Annotated in this window: 12 protein-coding genes; 6 read left to right on the top strand and 6 right to left on the bottom strand. The window is 57.4% G+C overall.

The features are described 5' to 3' along the window. Window positions 1-27: 27 nt before the first annotated feature. Window positions 28-3,009 (bottom strand): TrlF family AAA-like ATPase, encoded by a 2,982-nt coding sequence (locus tag ACSFBC_RS28350; protein WP_435513671.1) that lies wholly within the window; start codon window positions 3,007-3,009, stop codon window positions 28-30. 328 nt (window positions 3,010-3,337) lie between these two features. On the opposite strand from ACSFBC_RS28350, the gene ACSFBC_RS28345 reads away from it, so the two are divergent. After that, complete coding sequence (locus ACSFBC_RS28345; protein ID WP_435513670.1) at window positions 3,338-3,604, top strand: plasmid related protein; 267 nt, start codon at window positions 3,338-3,340, stop codon at window positions 3,602-3,604. Between the two features lie 40 nt (window positions 3,605-3,644). After that, window positions 3,645-4,244, top strand: coding sequence for an NADAR family protein (locus ACSFBC_RS28340; RefSeq protein WP_435513669.1), 600 nt, complete (start codon window positions 3,645-3,647; stop codon window positions 4,242-4,244). Window positions 4,245-4,317: 73 nt separating this feature from the next. Here ACSFBC_RS28340 and ACSFBC_RS28335 read toward each other — a convergent pair whose 3' ends face one another. Together ACSFBC_RS28335 and ACSFBC_RS28330 are read right to left on the bottom strand one after the other, a co-directional pair. After that, the gene (locus ACSFBC_RS28335; RefSeq protein ID WP_435513668.1) at window positions 4,318-4,737 is read right to left on the bottom strand and encodes a hypothetical protein; all 420 of its coding nucleotides are present in this window, start codon (window positions 4,735-4,737) and stop codon (window positions 4,318-4,320) included. 64 nt (window positions 4,738-4,801) lie between these two features. Further along, window positions 4,802-5,161 carry a hypothetical protein gene (locus tag ACSFBC_RS28330; protein ID WP_435513667.1) on the bottom strand — a complete coding sequence of 120 codons (360 nt, stop codon included), beginning with the start codon at window positions 5,159-5,161 and terminating at the stop codon, window positions 4,802-4,804. A gap of 141 nt (window positions 5,162-5,302) precedes the next feature. On the opposite strand from ACSFBC_RS28330, the gene ACSFBC_RS28325 reads away from it, so the two are divergent. After that, a complete protein-coding gene (locus ACSFBC_RS28325) occupies window positions 5,303-5,947 on the top strand; it encodes a hypothetical protein (protein ID WP_435513666.1) in 645 nt (214 codons plus the stop codon). Here the strand turns inward: ACSFBC_RS28325 and ACSFBC_RS28320 are convergent. Further along, window positions 5,941-6,288: a hypothetical protein gene (locus ACSFBC_RS28320; protein ID WP_435513665.1), complete on the bottom strand. Its 348-nt coding sequence runs from the start codon at window positions 6,286-6,288 to the stop codon at window positions 5,941-5,943. The two genes, ACSFBC_RS28325 and ACSFBC_RS28320, sit on opposite strands and share 7 nt — an antisense overlap. Window positions 6,289-6,373: 85 nt before the next feature. On the opposite strand from ACSFBC_RS28320, the gene ACSFBC_RS28315 reads away from it, so the two are divergent. Together ACSFBC_RS28315 and ACSFBC_RS28310 are read left to right on the top strand one after the other, a co-directional pair. Beyond that, window positions 6,374-6,601, top strand: coding sequence for a hypothetical protein (locus ACSFBC_RS28315; protein WP_435513664.1), 228 nt, complete (start codon window positions 6,374-6,376; stop codon window positions 6,599-6,601). Further along, on the top strand, window positions 6,582-6,923 hold the full coding sequence (locus tag ACSFBC_RS28310) for a hypothetical protein (RefSeq protein ID WP_435513663.1): 342 nt from the start codon (window positions 6,582-6,584) through the stop codon (window positions 6,921-6,923). The genes ACSFBC_RS28315 and ACSFBC_RS28310 overlap by 20 nt, the downstream gene beginning before the upstream one ends. Before the next feature lie 8 nt (window positions 6,924-6,931). Here the strand turns inward: ACSFBC_RS28310 and ACSFBC_RS28305 are convergent, their stop codons facing one another. Beyond that, window positions 6,932-9,685, bottom strand: coding sequence for a DNA polymerase (locus tag ACSFBC_RS28305; protein ID WP_435513662.1), 2,754 nt, complete (start codon window positions 9,683-9,685; stop codon window positions 6,932-6,934). Window positions 9,686-9,933: 248 nt separating this feature from the next. On the opposite strand from ACSFBC_RS28305, the gene ACSFBC_RS28300 reads away from it, so the two are divergent. Next, entirely contained in the window at window positions 9,934-11,010 is a 1,077-nt protein-coding gene (locus ACSFBC_RS28300) for a tyrosine-type recombinase/integrase (protein WP_435513661.1), read from the top strand. A 260-nt stretch (window positions 11,011-11,270) separates the two neighbouring features. Here the strand turns inward: ACSFBC_RS28300 and ACSFBC_RS28295 are convergent, their stop codons facing one another. Beyond that, a complete protein-coding gene (locus tag ACSFBC_RS28295; RefSeq protein ID WP_435513660.1) occupies window positions 11,271-13,835 on the bottom strand; it encodes an ATP-binding protein in 2,565 nt (854 codons plus the stop codon). Window positions 13,836-14,100: the final 265 nt, after the last annotated feature.

Here is a 14,100-nt window from a genome sequence, read left to right as displayed (position 1 = left end):
ATGCGTGGTCGGCCGGCTTCGGAATGATTAGGCGAGTTTTACCCGCAGCCTTCGAGCTCGCTCTTGAAATGCACGGGCGCCCCCTTCCAGTATGGAACACACAGCCTCTCGAATCTCGCGGTTTTCAAGGCCGCCGCTCTGATATGTGATGGACGGCAGACCATCCGGTTGGTGCTGTCCACAGCGTGCGACGATCACCTGATCGACGTCGGTGTTGACAACTAGGTTCGCGTTATGGGTGACAACAATAACTTGCCGGCGCTTTTTCGCCTCGCAGAACGCCGGAACGAGCTCTTCAAAAACAGACTGCGGATCCAAGTTTTCCTCAGGCTGGTCGATGATCAACGGACGTTCATCGTGAGCATCCAAAGCAAGGTAGAGGAGCAAAAGCACGATTCCACGGGTGCCGGGCGAAAGTCGTTCAATGTCGACCTCTTCGTATCGCAATCCGTAGCCAACCTGGATGTGGTCCGTGCTGTATAGCCATTGGCTGAAATCACGGGCCCATTGCAGAGGCGGTAGGTTGCTAACCTGTTGCTGTCGGAAAATCTGGCTGAAGTTCGAGACGAACAGGCGCATTGCTTCGGCGGCGTCCTCAGCTGTGCCGTTACGCCAGACGTCACCGAGATACGCTTCAGCTTCTTTTAACAGGTCGCCGTTTCGCAAGCTTCCTTTTCGAAGGTCTAGAAGTTGCTCCCCTTGTTCTGCCCACGCCTTCAGATCGACCTGACGGCGCACCGAGAAAGAAAGCTTTTTTACCGCACTCGGCCCCTGAGCGATTCGGTCGCCGAGAGGAGCATAGAGCCGCATCAGTTCGGTCTCTTCGTCAATCACCGCTGTAAAAATTCCCTTGTAGGCTGCGAGGCGATCGGTACGAAGTTCCACCAACATGCCCTCAGCCTTTTTTGCGCGTTCTATGTCAAGGTTCAACTTCGCGAGAGCAGTCTCCGCGCGGGTGATCTTGTCCGTCAGAGCTCTATACCGTCTGCTGTTTTGAGCATCGATGCCTGCTAGCGTTTGGAGCCGATCTCGTTCGCGGATCAACAGACTGAGGCTTTGAGACGGCAGTAGGGCTCCTTCAGGGATGAGCACCATGTCGGTCGGTGGGGCGGAAGCTCCAACGCCCGACGCGATCGACGGCCCCTGAAGCACGGTTATTTCAGCCTGTGCAGCGGCAATACGCATCTTCAGTAGCGCGTCGACATCGCCCGTAAAGTTCAGCCGAAACTTCTTCCATTCCTCGACGGACAGGTCCGAATCACCTCTTCGCTCCTGAGCGTCGGCGATCCAGTCCGCGGCGTCCTGCTCACGAAAAGTTGATACGTCGGATTGAAGTCCGGCCAGAGCTTGCGCGCGAGCCTGAGCTTCAGCGATCGCCCGTTGCTTTATTTCGACGGCGGCTGAGATGTCCTCAAGGCGTTTGGCTCTGGTTTCTTGGCCCTTGGGCACCAGCTGATTGCGGTCTGCCCTGTCCTTGGCTAGCGCTGCTAAAACCTCGTTGCGATCCTTCTCAAGCTTTGGTAGTCCTGCCTTTCGGACAAGTTCTGCGTTGATGGCTTCGGTCGCGCGTTTCAACGCGTGCCGGTGCCGATCACGAGATCCTCGCGCCGCTTGCATGCGGGAAATCAGCAACTCGCTGAAGTTGGCGGCGTTGATCCGAACATCTTCCGGATGCGCCTCAAAAATCACCCGCTGGATCTCATCGACCAGTGAGTGGTCCAGACCCTCAGATGAACAGAGCTGCTCGACAAACTGCTGCGAGAGGTATTGGACATGAGGCGCATCCCAGAGGTCTTCATTCTCGACGTTTGCTATGTCGTTTCCTGTCGTCTCGCCGTTCTCCCATAGCAGCTCAGCACGAGTTGCCGTCAGGTACTTGCTCGCTCGACGCAGGAAAGAGTTTGGGCTGAGGCGATTCGAAACGCCACAACCTCCAGTGGCCATGAAATCGGCTAGCGCAGTCTTGCCTGACCCACGAGCACCGATGATCGCGACCATTCCAGCGTTCACGGGGAGCGACGATGGCACCATCCATTGGGCGTTGGATACATGCACTTCTTTGATGGTGTTGCCCGGCAGAGCGCCCTTCGGCGGCTCCTCACCGATGTGCACCCGACCTTCTGGTTCGATGACCGCTTGGAAAAGCGTCCCAAACGTGACGTCTCCGTTGAGCCAGCAGCGGCGTGCCGCATCAGGCAACCCCACGCGATCAGCGGTGTGCGCGTCGGATCCGTGAAGGCAGGGCTTCTTGCCGGACCATTTAGTTTCGAGATCTTCGATCGTTGCTGCGCCCTTGCCCAAATAGAAGGCGATCTGCTTGGGGTTAGCAGTGAACATGATGTCTGCGAAGCGCTCGATATTCTTTCGAGTGGCTTCCCATTGACCCCCATCGCCCTGGAGTCCAGAAGTTCCGTCCGAGCCGCCTCCAGCGACGGCTACAAGGCAATTTTCTCGAAGCCAGCCGCGGGTAAAAAACTGGTCTTGCAAGGCCTCAAGAGAGACCTTGAACCCAGTGACGCCACGCCGGTACGCTGCGTTGTCATCGATGATCGAAGAGTCGATCGCTCGGCCTAGACGGATCAGATCCGGCCTTACGCATCGAAAAGTTTCTCCTCCATGTCTGAAGGTGAGGCCGGTTAGAAAGGCGTTGATGTGTTCGACATGATCTTCGTCATCAGGCGAGAACAACAAATGCAGATTGACGCCGGGCCCCTTCGTGGTCTCGATAGACAGCCGGAACTCGACGTTTGGAAATATTAGCCCCACCCCTTTGAAATCACCGGCTCGCTGACGGGCTTTTGCTTCAATGTAGCAATCGATACCGCAGTAGTCGGTGATGCCAAGAGCCCGGATGGGAGGGTCGCTCTTATCGACTTTCTCAATAAAGGCGGCCCAAGGATCTTCCCCCCTGAAGCCGTCGTTTAGCGCAGTCCCTGGCGCATGAATGTGAGGATCCCACCGCTGCCATGTGGACCCGCGAGGGTTGATTCTATTGAAGACTTGGTTCATACAGGCTCGTTTTTCGATACGTCCATGGCTAGAAAAGCCATCGGGGCAACAGCGATTTGTAACAGATGTTGCTATCTCGCGGTTGCTCGACCACCTGGGGAACCACATCCCTCGTACTGCCACCGAAAGGTCGTGTGCGCGCCACGAAGCTCCGCTATCGAGCGATGTCAGGGACGACGCCAGCTGTCCGCTCTTGGACGGTAGCGCCCGTGTACCGAGGTGCAGCTAGATCGTCTCAGTCATACCAGTGTCTTGAAGCCGAGGTGATGAGCGTTGTCGCTCCTTGGGCCATGGGGTGACGCTCAGCCTTTTCCACTTAAGGCTTCGCATGCTTTTTGCCACTGGACGCTTACTGGCTACCCCCGCAGCCCTTGATCGTTTGAAGCGCGCCGGCTCCTCTGCTGAAGAATTGCTTCTCCGTCACGCCTCTGGCGACTGGGGCGATATCCATCCGGAGGATCGCGTCTTGAACGACCAAGCCTTACGCACCGGTTCAAGACTTCTGTCTGCTTATCGCTTCGATTCCGGAAGAATCTACATCATCACCGAATGGGACCGTAGCTGTACGACGGTCCTTCTGGCGTCGGAGTATTGACCTGTGGCTACACCCGGCCCGCTTCCCGTATGCTCAGGGAATGATCGATATCGACCTTTCTCCAAAGACTTATAAGCGTTCTGAATCCATCGTTTTCCACAAGACGAAGGAAGCGTTCGGAGACCTCTCGAACATGGTTGCCGGCTATCCGATCAAGATCAATGGCACGCACATCCTGACGAGCGAAGCGCTGTATCAGGCGTGTCGTTTCCCGCATCTTCCAGAGGTGCAGAAGGAGATTATCGGGGCGGCCAGTCCGATGACCGCCAAGATGAAGGGCAAGCCGCATCGCAAGGACTCGCGGCCCGACTGGGATGAGCAGCGTGTTGCGATCATGGAATGGTGCCTGCGCGTTAAGCTCGCGATGAACCGAACTGAGTTCAGCCGCTTCCTTCTGGCGACGAAGGAGAAAGAGATCGTCGAGCAGTCGGCCAAGGATCCGTTCTGGGGAGCGCTGGTCGTCGATGACGAAACGCTGAAGGGCCAGAACGTCCTTGGCCAACTGCTTGTTGGTCTCCGAGAAGAGGTCAAAGCTGGCACCGTGGAGCATGGCTTCGTTGAGCCGCTCGCGATACCGGAATTTCTTCTGTACGGCCAGCCGATCCCAAGGCTGGGCTTCAGGTCGTCCCTCGCACAATAAAAGAAGGCGATCGAAGCCATTCCGGCTTCGTCGCCCGGTACACCGCCTCGGAACCCGAGACGGTCCATCACGGTCAACTGTTCATTGGCGCTTCCGGGTTGGAAGCGTCGCTCTCCTTGCCCTTGCCGGACGTCTCCTGAAGCAACTCATCCAGTTCGCCCTCATCGCACGCAGCAACAACACCTTCCAGGAACTGGATCACCTTTTCCTTCGAACTCATGACGATATGGGTTCCACCGCCTGGAAGTTGGATGAGGCGCGGACCAACTCGAAGTGACACTTTGTACTGAAACTGACCTCCGCCGAGCGACTTCTTGGAGACCCAGGCGTTGGTTGAGAGAACCGCATCGCTCTTGACCTCTGCGATCTGACGCTTTGCGTTCTCGGTGAAATTCATTCGAAGACGCTGGATGGGGTCGAGATGCTTGGAGTACGAGTAAGAGCGAGTGGTTTCGATGGTGCCGAAGGTGCTGAGGTTCTGAAGAAAAGACATTTGTTATTCCTTAAAAAAATTGAGATTGGTTAACCTGAGATTGATATACGTGTGAGCTACGGGGTTAGGCCTTCAGCTCGTAGTTGAAGCGCACATCCATGCGGCGCACCCTGAAGCCAGGCTCGGGGGTCTCGGGCTTGATCGAGAACCGACCCGAGACGGACTTGCGATGGACCATCACGTACGTGGCGCCCGACTCGCGCAGTTCGATGGCCTTGCGAACCAGCTTCTCGTTGTAGTTCGCACGAACGTAGATCTTCTCGGGGTCGTAGCCAACCGGACCGCCGTATCCCTCCGGGAACAGGTCTGCATCACGGCAAACGACGTGCGGGCTCATCGCCTTGAAGGCCGCAAGCTGATCGATTGCCTTGTTGCGCTTCGACGCCGCTTGGCGACGGGAAGGATTGGTCTTAGTAACTTTCATCTGATAACTCCTGTGGTTTGGTTTGCTCAACCGGTCCGGCTGAGATGCCGTGTGAATCAAGGCATGTGTGTATTGAACCGCCGACAGCGCCGCATTAACAGATATAGGATGACTAGAACATTTGGTTTGTTAAGATTCGGCATGAAAAACGATCTCCCATACCGCCTGTGGCACGCGGCCTTGCAGCGAAGCGACCGCAAAAAGTGGTCGAAAAAGACACGGGAATACCTCGCCTTCGCGGACGGCCTACCGTTTGATGAGTGGTGGGAGCAAGTGCAGGAGTACTTCTTGCCGCCCGAACCGTTCACCGTCATGCCGGTTGACGCAGAGCAAGAGGCCAACGAGTGGTGGGGCGAATATGGCGACGACGCGAGCGTGAAGCTGCTGTATGTCAATCTCTACACACCTTCATCAGTGCTGGTGCGTGACTTCGGGAGACTTGTGCGCTCCCTGGCCAAGAACAAGCCAGGACGCCCCCCGATCGATCAAACGCTGGTCGACTTCCCCTTGGCCAGAACGCCGAATGTCCCGCTGATCGAAAAGATGCTGGGGTGCTACGACGTCTGGTTAGAAAACCAGCGGCGCCCTCAGGTTGCTAGGCGAAAGCTGTACGACATTGGGGTGCTCGCCAAGGTCTCTACTGGGTACGAGGTGAAGGACGTCAATGACCGCAGCCGAGAAGCCGCAGCCAAGAGAGAACTGATGTCGATCACCACGTCGCGGATGATCAAGCGCGCCAAGACGATGATCCAGAACGTCGAGAAGGGCGTGTTTCCCGTCTACTGAGGACCTACAGAACTTCGTGCCAGAAAGCGCCTTCTGTCGCGATCTTCCACGCCGTGTCCCCCGCGAGGTCTTGTTGGCGGCAAATCCATCTTGAACAGGATGGAATCCGCCCTCAACCCAGGAAGCCGCGGACGCAAGTGCGTGTTGATGAAGTAGATGAACTGCATCTGCACGATGCCAACCTCATCACCGCGTCCCGAACGGGTGAGGGTAAGCAGCGCGTCGCGCGCAGCCTTGTAGGTTTGCCAATCCTTGGCTTCCCACAGCGCGATCGCTGTCTGGATATTCACGGTCGTCGCCGTGTTGGTCTGGTTATGGTTGTCGTTGGTACTGAGGTGCATGTTCCGTCTCCCGCATGAGTCCTGCACCTGTATTTATGGTTCTTCCCCTGTTGTCCGGCACCGTTTATGACGGGATGGTAGGCGCATGGTCAAGAAACACATCGCTCCGTACACACTGTCCCAACGAGATCGGAACACGCTGCTCGAAATCATCGACGAGCAGTTTGGCCCCGGACTTACCAGCGACGAGTTTGCGGAAGCGATGCTGGATTTGTTCGAGAACATTCCAGGCTTCGAGACCATGCCGCCTGCCAAGGCGAGCTACATCGTCAACCAACTCTGGAGCACCTACCATGGTCAAGAAGCCTGCTGAAACCACTGAACGCAACGAGACGGTCGAGGACGGAACGGATGCCGTCGTGACGTCCTCGACGTCTTCAGAACCGATCGAGATCGATCTGAACAAGCCGCCGATTCGGGAGGCGATCGAGGTCGGCAAAGCTGCTCTTGCCGAAGGAAAAACGAAAGCTGACGCGGCGCGTGCAATCTTCACCCTGATCAAGCACGAACCAAAGGAAGTGATCGTCGCAGCCTTCGTCGAAGGCGCAACGCTCACAAGCAAGGGTGCGCTGACCTACTGGTACAACGTGCGCCGCAAGGCCGCAAAGGATGCCGCCGCATCGGCCAAGACCTGAGGTGTTGCTCAGCCGCAGATTGCTCGCTGGACGAAGGGGCAATCGTTGGCCGCGCCTTTCATCGATATCGCCTGCGATGTTCGATCGCGAAAAAGGATCTCCTCGACATCGAGTTCCGGGAGTTCTTCTGTCAATGACGCCAAGCACTGCTGCACGAGCATGGTTGGCGGACAACTCCGAGGTAGGAAGGGCTTGGCCTTTCCGTTTTCAACGTCAGCTCGCGAGCAGGAAATCCCATGCCTGTTCAGAATATCTGCAAATCCTCTTGCAGAAATTCCCTGAACGCTCTTGGTCAACCCTGCGCAGGAGTGCTGCCATGCCGCACAGAGTATCTGGCGGAGCTTGATGATGTCGCCGCCAACCTTCCTGAGGTACTTTCCCAGGTCGGACGACACGTACGTATGCACCTCCACATAGTCAGCGAACAGTTCGAAGTCTTCGACTGTCTTCAAGCACACCGGCCTCGTCTTGGTGTACTCCTGCCATTCCTCACGTACCGTTTCGAAGTGAGCGACGCTCTCCCACGGCTGCGTGCTGAACATCAGGTGCGATCTTCCGTGACGGTCGAGCGATGCGTTTGACATAGCGAGGCCGAAGGGCTTGCGCTTCCAGTCGTACTCCATGCTCAAGCGCTTATCGATCACTTTCTCGACGAGATCGGCGTCATGGTTGACCATGTCGCGCACTCCGGTCTTTCCAATCACGCGGATCATCGAATCGGGCGTGCGTCCGTAGAACATACGAACGATCTCGCTGTTCTGATCTTCGACGGTTTCAAACTCGGGCGGGGTGAAGATGCCGCCTTTTGCAAGAACGACCGTGTAGCTTTCATCTTGATCCGGATCATTTCCAGGCAACAGCGTCGCCTGACCGCGTGTTCTCCAGCCGAGCGGCTTCCGGATAGCATGCTTCCTTTCCAGAACGGACCCAATGCCGGTCAGCGTCTTGCGAGCGTCTTCAAACAATCTACACAGGACACCCTGCTGCGCAGTGCCGATCTCAGCCTCTGAAGCGTTCGATAGGAATCCATCTGTTGTACAGCTGAATACACAGGTGTCGTCGTCGAGGCGGTTGATGATCTCTCCCAAGATGCCTCGAACAAAGGAAGTGATATAGGCGGCGAAGAAGGGATTTGTGATCTCGCTTGGTGGCAGAGCTTTAGTAGTGTTGTCACGCATGTCGTACACGCGCTTCTCCCGCAGGCCCTGAGCGGTTTTTCCGTAGGTGGAGTTGCTGATCTCCTTCCAGAAGAGCCCTCGAAGCGTCTTCGATCCAGACTTCTTCCGATGTTCCAAGCACTCCTGAATGAACTCGCCGAAGATGCGAACATCAGGGTCCGTTGGGACGATGATGCCGTGATTGATCGTGACCTTCGCGCCCAGTTCCAGTGCCACGACGAGTTCCGGAGCCGAGCAGTAGCACGTACCATTCAACGGAAACACTAGCCCATGTGCAGTTCGCACGGGCAACGTCGGAAATCGTGTGCTTGGCGGGAACTCGAAGTCCATGTGCACGAACCCAAGGGTGGTTGCGGTGAACTCGGCTGGATCGCGTTCCTCATAGAGCTCTTTCCACCGAGGCATCCCGATGAGCGACATCGCGGTGGGGTAGGCGCTGGAGAGGTCGAAATCGACCCATTCGTCTTCAAAGCCTGGACCGAACCAAAACTGCTCGTTGCGTCCTCCGTGATAGCACTCCGTCGCGAAGTCGATACGCCATCGCACCTGCTCGATGTCGACCCTCTCCGTCTTCGAAACGTAGTAACCAAGCTTTTTGTTGTACACCCGCGTCTTCACCTCCTCCTTGCCCATGACCTTCAACGGATCAAGTTTCAACTTTTCGCGCCAAGTCTTGAGCAGCAGTTCGATACCGATTGAGGTGAGCGTGACAGGCACCTTCTTGGAGCCCGTGACTTCCTCGAACTGCTCCATGACAGATTCGATGTAGCGCACGCAGATCGTTGCATCGTTGAGGGCATAGGCGCGGAATATGGGCCAGTTCTCTGCACGCACCCGATCCATGTTGCGGATCATGTCCTTGTGCTTAGCGGGATCGGGATCAAGCTGGAGTTTGGCTTGGCCAACAAGCTCGCCGATCGCCTTCAGGCTTTTCGACGCCTGAGGTGTCAGCAGCAAAGTGTCTCGAAAGAGAATCTGGAGCTTCGTCCTCTGCGCGCCGTTGCCGTGCTCGATTTCTAGCGCCGTCGAGTCGTCGATCGACACGAACGTGTTTCGCACATTGGAGATGGTCGCAGTCAGGTCCGAAAAGTCATCGAAGGCAGGAATGTCGGCGCGTGTGAAGTGGCCGACGAGGTAGATCTTCGTGGGCAAATCACTGTAACCGTGGTCCTGCACGCCCAGTCCGAGGGCGAACACAACGAATGCTGCAAGGGTCATGCGTTCGGTGTCATGGGGGCAGCAGATGCCCTGCCATTCGCGCCCATCCGAAGTTTTGGCATGGAACTGATAGGACAGGACGCGGTACTTCGCCTCGCCAGCGACGATCTCGTCCCGAGTCACCATGTGATCGGGTGTCTTGAATTCGGTATCGAAGCCGATGAGGAGGTAGGGGGGAGTAGTCTTCTTCTTCCCCTTTTCGCCCTTGAGTGCTGGCGACAGAAATGCATCTGCAGGGATCTGCACGGTCCGCTGCATAGGCGTAGTCATCAGTTCGGGTGGCGTCTCGAAAACGTCGACCGTATCGCCGTGGCGAAGTGTTTTGTCCTTGGACCTTGATGTTGGTGTGGTTTGTTCTTGGCTCATGCCTGCTCCGTTCTTCTCATCGTAATGATCGCCGAGTTCCGCGCGGCGAGATGGACAGGTGACGGTGGCTCAAGCTGGAGGCTCGGGTTTCGGAACTGAACGGAGGCTATGGCCGGCGTCTACCGTGTCCAGGGGTATTTATGAGGGAGGTCTCGTTCGTTGGTATCGGTACGTCCGAAAGCTGTTGCCCAGGGTCAGGACCGAAGGGATGGTGGACTGGAATCTAACGACACCCCTGGAAGGCACCCATGTCCATCATCAAGCGCGGCAACAGCAAGGTCTGGTACATCCAGTTCCAGATGAACGGAAAGACGTACATCAAGTCGTCCAGAACGACCGACAAGAAGGCGGCGCAGCAGATCGAGACGGACTGGAAGGCTCGGCTGCATGCCGAGCAGTATCTCGGTCAGAAGGAGCGAATCACGCTGAGGGCGGCGATGGCGCAACTCTGCGAATCCAAGGTCGGCACGCCAAACCATCGAGGTCTCGTCAACAGTTCCAAGATCGCTTGCCGCCTGATGCCGGCGAACAAGTCGCTAGACGAAATCACTTCGCATGATCTCGAGCGGTTCAAACGCGACCGCCTGACCGAGGGTTCAAGCGCTCAGACCGTGCGCCACAACCTCAATCTGATTCGCAGCACTTGGAAGTATGCGAGCCGCCTCGGCTACCGTACAGCTGAACTGAACTTTCCAGAGGTCAAGCTGGCGAAGTCACCGCTGCGCTACCTTTCCGACGAAGAGGAGCGACGGCTGCTGGCGTGCCTTGAACCCAAGCGGGAGGTGAAGGGGTTGCCGCCGTATGAGGAACGACTTCCTGAGATGAAGCGCAGCATGCAGGATGCCTACGACCTCGTCGTCATGCTGCTCGACACGGGAGCGAGGTACGGTGAAATCGCCAACATCGAGTGGTCGCGCATCGATTTGAACGATCGTTCGATCCACCTGTGGCGCCCCAAGGTGCAGAACGAGGCGATCCTGTACATGACGGACCGCGTGTTCGCCATCCTCAGCCGACGCGCGTTCTCTGCGGGTCGCTACGTCTTCGAAAACAAGCAAGGTGGTCCACGGGGCTACGCAAGCCTTGCGATCCGCAGAGCGATCCGCAAGGCAGGTCTTGCAGACACCAAGATTCACACGCTGCGACACACGCATGCGTCGCGGTTGGTTCAGAACGGGATGAGCGTCTATGAGGTGCGGGAAGTACTCGGGCACACCGACATCAAGACGACGATGCGGTATGCGCACTTGGAAACGCGTCAGGTAACGTCGAAGGCGCGAGACGTGATCAACCGGTTCAACGGGATCGAAGTCGATCGAGCGTGATTGATCGGTATTTCGGAGGGACTGCTCTGTGCCGACTGAATGACTCAAAAGGGGCTATTTCTGCCGCTGGGCCTTTTCGAAGCAGCATTCATAGTGTGAAGGTCTTGCCTAGCTAGCGGTCGAATGCCGACCACACAACCCAAAAGCAGGGCGCAATCCAAGCGGTGAAAGTTGTCGAGCGAGCCCAAGCCCAAAAGGGCCACGCCGTTGGACGAGGGTTTGACCGGCAGAGGACGACGAAAGACTAGCCGCCTCGCTTTTTAAGCCGAAGGGAATAAGGCAAAGGTTTCCCGGGCGGAAATGCCCCTGACTGCCGTAAGAACGCGAGCTGTGTCCACAGGTTTGACGAAGTGACCTTCAAATTCTGCTGCAGCGCTTCTTTCCTGGTCGCCAGGCTGACCAAAGCCGGTGAGCGAGTAGAACTTCGGTGAAGCTTCGCCCAACTCTTTTCGCAACTGTGCGGCAAGCTCGTAGCCGTCCATCACGGGCAAACCGATGTCTAGCAGGGCCACCTCGGGCTTGAACGCGAACGCAATAACCAGGGCGCCTGCTGGCTCGTATGCCACTCGGACTTCGTGCCCACTGTCCCGCAATGCCTCTGCAAGAAGGTTCGCAGCGTCCTCGTTGTCATCGACGACCAGGATCTTGAGCGATGGTCCATGGCTGAGAGTGCTATCGGGATTTGCCGGCGCCAACACCTCCGGGAAAAACGCGGGCGCCAGTTGCAGTCGCACTGTGAAAGTGCTTCCCAGGCCCAGGCCATCGCTATGAGCGTGAACGGAACCGCCATGGGCGGCTACCAGGCTCTTTACTAGAGCAAGCCCGACCCCAAGCCCGCCCTCTGCACGGTGTACCGTGCGCGCGCCCTGGTAGAACAGGTCGAATATCCGTGGCAACACGTCCGGAGCAATGCCTTGCCCGTTGTCCGCGACGGTGATGACCGCCGTCTCCCCGTCGCGTTGCGCCGTGAGCTGGATCTGACCATCAAGAGGTGTGTAGCGAGCCGCGTTGGTGAGCAGGTTGCTCACCACTTGCGCCAGGCGCACTGGGTCGCCCCGCCACCGCAGCCCCGAGCTTGGAATATCTGTGTGAAGAGTGTGCCCGCGCTGCTCCATCAGCAAGTTCACCATCTCGACCGCCTTGGTCAATACCGATTCCAGTTCGACGGTTTCTTCATGCAGGCCCACCTTCCCGCGAGTGATGCGGGAGACGTCCATCAGGTCGTCCACCAGGCGAATTAGGTGTCGCACCTGACGGTAAATGATGCTTTGCTCTTTGGAGGTTTTGAGGTCGCCACGCCGTTTCATTAGCTCCAGCGCCGTCACGATCGGCGCGAGCGGGTTGCGTAATTCGTGGCCAAGCATCGCAAGGAACTCATCCTTCGCGTTGGCCGCCGTCTCCAGTTCCTCAAGAAGCGCCTCGCGCTCAACCTTGGCAAGTTCCGCTTGCCTCCGCGCCACAACAAGGTCAGACACATCCACGGCCACCGCCATTAACCCATGAACTTGCCCCGTGCTCTGGCGGATAGGCTGCAGGTTGAACCGAAAAAAGTGCTCTTCTAGACCCCCGGTGCCTGTGCGATCCAGCAGCATCCGGTACTCACGCGCCACATAGGGCTCGCCGGTTGCAAACGCATGGTCAAGGGCGCCCAACACCTCGGTGCCACGAAGCTCCGGAAATGCCTCCAGGTAGGTTTTTCCCTCCAAGTCAGGCCGCCCAACCATGGCCTTGTACAGATCGTTGGCGAGTTCGAAGCGGTGCTCTGGCCCTATCAGCAGGGCGGTCGCCACAGGGGCTTCACGGAGAAGGTCGTTGCGCTCCCGCTTCACCTGCTCGAGCGCAACGCGCTCTGTCACGTCCCTCGAAAAGCAACGCGTGTAGAGCAGCTTGCCGTCTTCGAAACGCCCGCTGGACTGGATGAGAACATGCTTGACTCCCCCGTCCTTGCACCGAAGTCGGGCCTCGTAGTTACGCAGGGTCTCCCCAGCCGTCAGCCGCTTGAGAATGTCCTCGATCACCGGAGGATCTACATGAAATTCGGTGATGTTTCGCCCGACGTACTCGTCAAAGCCATAGCCCAACAGTTCGAGCTCCGCCCTGTTGGCCCAGATAACGGTGCCGTCGAAGGCAACTTGATGCAGGCTTTCCGCTCCGTTCTCCACGAACTCTGCAAACTCGAGTTGATGGTCCTCCAAACGTTTTTCCGCATCGCGCCGCCTGGCCGATTCAACGTCCAGAGACAGTGCCTTTTGCTGGAGCATCGCTAACTCGCTGGCCGAAACGTCTACGCCTCCCACGGGTAGTACGTCGGTGTGGGCATGACAGACCTTGCGAAATGCCTCTGAGTGCTGCGCCCCAGAAAAGACTTCAAGCGGATAGCCACAGAACAGCTTGAACTCTCGCAGAGCTGCCAGGTCATTCCAGCATTGCTCCAGAGCTATGGCCTCAAGATGCCTTCCGTCCGCTGCGAGCAGGGCGACGAGCTCCCCATAGATGCGAATCGGCCCTGGACCTGCTGAGTCCAGAAGGTCTCCCATCACTTGCCGAAACAGCTGCTCGTCGACGCCTCGATCACTGCTTATGCGAGAAAGGGCCTCCGCAGCATCGAGCAAATGGAGTCGGGGCTTGGGAAACCGTTCTGCCAACCGCAAGCTCATGAGCTCCCGGTGCGCCTTCGTCGCCAGCACGATGGCGCTGCCACCAACAGCCAAAGCCCCCTCCAAGAACAGTGTCACAGAGGAGATGAGCGCTTTCTCGTCCTCATAAAAGTGAACTAGATGGTCGTGTTGCGCTGCTTCGGCCGCCGGCGCTGGAGTGTTGCTCATGAGCGATTGTCTACGCATCCACGTGATCTGCGCGTCTTGAGGACGGATATTGTCGTTTGCCGCATCTTGCGTCACTAAGTTTTCAGGAGGAAATTATCCGCTTCGCGTCTGGAAGGCTATTGAGGACGCCCCGAGAGCAAAGATGAGCCCAGAGCGAGCGCGATTCACGCGCTATCGACGTCGAGGTGGGAGGCTAGAGGTTCTGGCGGACGACAGCAGCCTTACCTACAGACGGTAACCTGTAGCACGTCACGGACCACGCAAG

Source organism: Variovorax frigidus (assembly GCF_051216515.1).
Lineage (GTDB): Bacteria > Pseudomonadota > Gammaproteobacteria > Burkholderiales > Burkholderiaceae_C > Variovorax.
Note: the sequence above shows the minus strand (reverse complement) of the source record. Positions and strands in the feature narration are given on the sequence as shown.

Excerpts from the sequence above, each read along its gene's own strand:
- ACSFBC_RS28350 (WP_435513671.1), bottom strand. The coding sequence starts at position 3,009 with ATGAACCAAGTCTTCAATAGAATCAACCCTCGCGGGTCCACATGGCAG.
- ACSFBC_RS28345 (WP_435513670.1), top strand. The coding sequence starts at position 3,338 with ATGCTTTTTGCCACTGGACGCTTACTGGCTACCCCCGCAGCCCTTGAT.
- ACSFBC_RS28340 (WP_435513669.1), top strand. The coding sequence starts at position 3,645 with ATGATCGATATCGACCTTTCTCCAAAGACTTATAAGCGTTCTGAATCC.
- ACSFBC_RS28335 (WP_435513668.1), bottom strand. The coding sequence starts at position 4,737 with ATGTCTTTTCTTCAGAACCTCAGCACCTTCGGCACCATCGAAACCACT.
- ACSFBC_RS28330 (WP_435513667.1), bottom strand. The coding sequence starts at position 5,161 with ATGAAAGTTACTAAGACCAATCCTTCCCGTCGCCAAGCGGCGTCGAAG.
- ACSFBC_RS28325 (WP_435513666.1), top strand. The coding sequence starts at position 5,303 with ATGAAAAACGATCTCCCATACCGCCTGTGGCACGCGGCCTTGCAGCGA.
- ACSFBC_RS28320 (WP_435513665.1), bottom strand. The coding sequence starts at position 6,288 with ATGCACCTCAGTACCAACGACAACCATAACCAGACCAACACGGCGACG.
- ACSFBC_RS28315 (WP_435513664.1), top strand. The coding sequence starts at position 6,374 with ATGGTCAAGAAACACATCGCTCCGTACACACTGTCCCAACGAGATCGG.
- ACSFBC_RS28310 (WP_435513663.1), top strand. The coding sequence starts at position 6,582 with ATGGTCAAGAAGCCTGCTGAAACCACTGAACGCAACGAGACGGTCGAG.
- ACSFBC_RS28305 (WP_435513662.1), bottom strand. The coding sequence starts at position 9,685 with ATGAGCCAAGAACAAACCACACCAACATCAAGGTCCAAGGACAAAACA.
- ACSFBC_RS28300 (WP_435513661.1), top strand. The coding sequence starts at position 9,934 with ATGTCCATCATCAAGCGCGGCAACAGCAAGGTCTGGTACATCCAGTTC.
- ACSFBC_RS28295 (WP_435513660.1), bottom strand. The coding sequence starts at position 13,835 with ATGAGCAACACTCCAGCGCCGGCGGCCGAAGCAGCGCAACACGACCAT.